Annotated in this window: 1 protein-coding gene and 1 pseudogene; both read right to left on the reverse strand. The window is 71.8% G+C overall.

Features of this window, described 5'->3' with window-relative positions; all coding sequences use genetic code 11:
* Positions 1 to 2,870 (reverse strand): amino acid adenylation domain-containing protein (locus EAO76_RS14095; RefSeq protein ID WP_262375465.1); only part of this gene is annotated, 2,870 nt, incomplete at its 3' end.
* A gap of 126 nt (positions 2,871 to 2,996) precedes the next feature.
* Positions 2,997 to 3,317, reverse strand: a pseudogene (locus tag EAO76_RS47575) (CDA peptide synthetase III); the annotation flags it as partial.
* Positions 3,318 to 3,452 lie beyond the last annotated feature (135 nt).

Here is a 3,452-nt window from a genome sequence, read left to right on the forward strand (position 1 = left end):
ACCACCACAGCCGCCTGCGCAACCCCCGCACAACCAGCCACCACAGCCGACACCTCACCCGGCTCGACCCGGAAACCCCGAATCTTCACCTGATCATCGGCACGACCCACGAACTCCACCTGACCATCCGCCAACAACCGCACCACATCACCCGTGCGATACATCCGCGAACCAGCCGGACCATACGGATCCGCCACAAACCGCGAACCCGTCAGACCCGCACGCCCCACATACCCACGCGCCAACCCCACACCCGACACATACAACTCACCCGCAACACCCGGAGCCACCAACCCCAAAGCACCATCCAACACATACACCCGCGTGTTCCACACCGCACGACCGATCGGCGGAGTGGTGTCGCCGGTCAGCGGCTCGGTCATGGTGGTCGCGACGGTCATCTCGGTGGGCCCGTAGGCGTTGACGACCTTGCGTCCGCCCCTGGCCCAGCGCGCCACCAGTTCGGCCGAGCACGCCTCGCCGCCCGTGACGACGCAGCGCAGCGTGTCCAGACCGGCCTCCGGGATCGTGGCCAGCACGGGGGCGGCCAGCTGGAGGTGGGTCACGCCGTGGGTGGAGATGGCCTCGGCCAGCTGGTCGCCCACGACGTGCCGCTCCGGGTCGGCGAGCACCAGCGCGGCACCGGCCAGCAGTGCCATCACGGTGTCGGCGACGGACGGGTCGAACGTGGTGGACACCGCCTGCAGGACGCGGCTGTCCGCGTCGATCCCCAGCCGGTCGATGTGCACCGCCGCGAGGTTCCCGATGCTGGCGTGCGTGATCAGCACGCCCTTGGGCAGCCCGGTGGAGCCCGAGGTGTAGATGACGTACGCCGGGTGCTCCGGCCTCAGGGCGGCGCCGCGCTCCGCGTCGGTCGGATCGGTGGCGTCGTACCCGGCGCAGAGCCGCTCGCCCTCGGCGATCGGCAGCGTGCGGTACGCCTCGCCGGCCGGGACGCGGGGGTCGTCGCCGGACGTGAGGACCAGGACGGGCCCCGCGTCGCCGAGGACGTGGGCGATGCGCTGCGCGGGCTGGCCCGGGTCGACCGGCAGGTAGCCGGCCCCCGCCTTGGAGACGGCGAGGAGGGCGACGAGCCATTCCACCGAGCGCGGCACGGCGACCGCGACCAGGGTCTCGGGGCGCGCGCCGTACTCGATCAGCAGCCGTGCCAGGCGGTTCGCCCGGCGGTTCAGCTCCGCGTAGTCGAGCTCCTGCCCGGTGGCGGCGACGACCGCCGTGGCGTCGGGGGTACGGGCCGCCTGTGCCTCGAAGAGGTCCGGCAGCGTGCCGGCGGGCAGGGCGTGGTCGGTGGCGTTCCAGCGGTGCAGCACGGTGTCGCGCTCGTCCGTGGACAGCACGTCGAACGCGCCGATCCGGGTGTCCGGTGCCGCCACCGCGGAGGCCAGCCAGCGTCCGAACCGGTCCATCAGCGCCTGCACGGTGCCGTGGTCGAACCGGTCGGCGCTGTAGTGCGCCAGCCCCTGGATCCCGCCGGGGCCGCCGGCCCCGTCCTGGCGCTCGACCAGCTCGATGCCGAGGTCGAACTTGGCGTCGGCGGGGGCGGGCGGCAGCGGGGTGACGTCCAGGCCGGGCAGCCGCAGCGTGCCGTCCGGCGTGTTCTGCAGGGCCAGCATCACCTGGAACAGCGGGTGCCGGGCCAGCGAACGGGGCGGGTTGAGGACCTCCACCAGCCGCTCGAACGGCACGTCCTGGTGGGCGTAGGCCGCCAGGTCCGTGTCCCGGACCCGGTCCAGCAGCTCCCGGAAGGTCGGGTCGCCGGAGGTGTCGGTGCGCAGCACCAGGGTGTTCACGAAGAAGCCGATGAGGTCGTCGAGCGCCTCGTCGGTCCGGCCCGCCACCGGGGTGCCGAGCGGGATGTCGGTGCCCGCGCCGAGCCGGGTCAGCAGGGCGGCGAGACCGGCCTGGAGCACCATGAAGAGGCTGACGTTCGCCTCCTTGGCCAGCGCGGTCAGCTCACCGTGCAGCGCCGCGTCGAAGCCGAACTCCACCGATCCGCCGCGGTAGCCGGGCAGTTGCGGACGGGGCCGGTCGGCCGGCAGCTCGATCTCGTCGGGCAGCTCGGCCAGCGCCTCGTACCAGTAGCTCAGCTGGCGGGCGATCGGGCTCTCCGGCTCGGTCTCGTCGCCGAGCACCTCGCGCTGCCACAGGGTGTAGTCCGCGAACTGGACCGGCAGCGGCTCCCACTCGGGGACGCCGCCCGCCGCACGGGCGGTGTACGCGGCCGACAGGTCCCGGGCCAGCGGGGCCAGCGACCAGCCGTCGGCCGCGATGTGGTGCAGCACGACCAGCAGTACGTGGTCCCGCTCGCCCAGCCGCAGGACCCGGGCGCGCAGCGGCGGGTCGACCGCGAGGTCGACGGGCAGCGAACCGAAGTCCTGCACGGCGGATTCGATCCCGGACTCGGTCACGTCGACGATGCCGAGGCCGGGCACCCAGAAGTCGAGCACCCGCTGGTGCGGTATGCCGTCGTCGTCGGGGAAGACGGTGCGCAGCGCCTCGTGGCGGGCCACGACGTCGCCGAGGGCCAGCCGCAGCGCCTGCGCGTCGAGCGCGCCGGAGAGCCGGACCGCCAGGGAGACGTTGCCCCCGGCGCCCTCGAAGCGCTCCAGGAACCAGAGCCGGCGCTGGCCGAAGGAAAGGGGAACGGTCTCCGGCCGGGGTACGGGCACCAGGGCGGTGCGGGCGCGGGCGGCCTCGTCCAGGACCCGGTCCAGCGCGGCCACCGTCGGGTTCTCGAAGAGCGCCCGGATCGGCAACTCCACACCCAGCACCGACCGCACCCGACTCACCAGACGCGTCGCCAGCAACGAATGACCACCCAGATCGAAGAACCCGTCCTCGACCCCCACCCCCGACAACCCCAACACCTCACCGAACAGACCGCACAGAATCTCCTCCCGCGCACTCCTCGGCCCACGACCCCCCACCACCAACTCCGGCTCCGGCAACGCCCGCCGGTCCAACTTCCCATGCACCGTCAACGGCAACGCATCCATCACCACGAACGCCGACGGCACCATGTAATCCGGCACCCGCCCCGCAACCACCCCACGAAGCGCCACCACATCAACACCACCCGACTCAGGCACCACATACGCAACCAACCGCGCACCCAGAACCCCGTCCTCACGCACCACCACAGCCGCCTGCGCAACCCCCGCACAACCAGCCACCACAGCCGACACCTCACCCGGCTCGACCCGGAAACCCCGAATCTTCACCTGATCATCGGCACGACCCACGAACTCCACCTGACCATCCGCCAACAACCGCACCACATCACCCGTGCGATACATCCGCGAACCAGCCGGACCATACGGATCCGCCACAAACCGCGAACCCGTCAGACCCGCACGCCCCACATACCCACGCGCCAACCCCACACCCGACACATACAACTCACCCGCAACACCCGGAGCCACCAACCCCAA

Source organism: Streptomyces sp. sk2.1, from assembly GCF_008120935.1.
Taxonomy (GTDB): Bacteria; Actinomycetota; Actinomycetes; order Streptomycetales; family Streptomycetaceae; genus Streptomyces.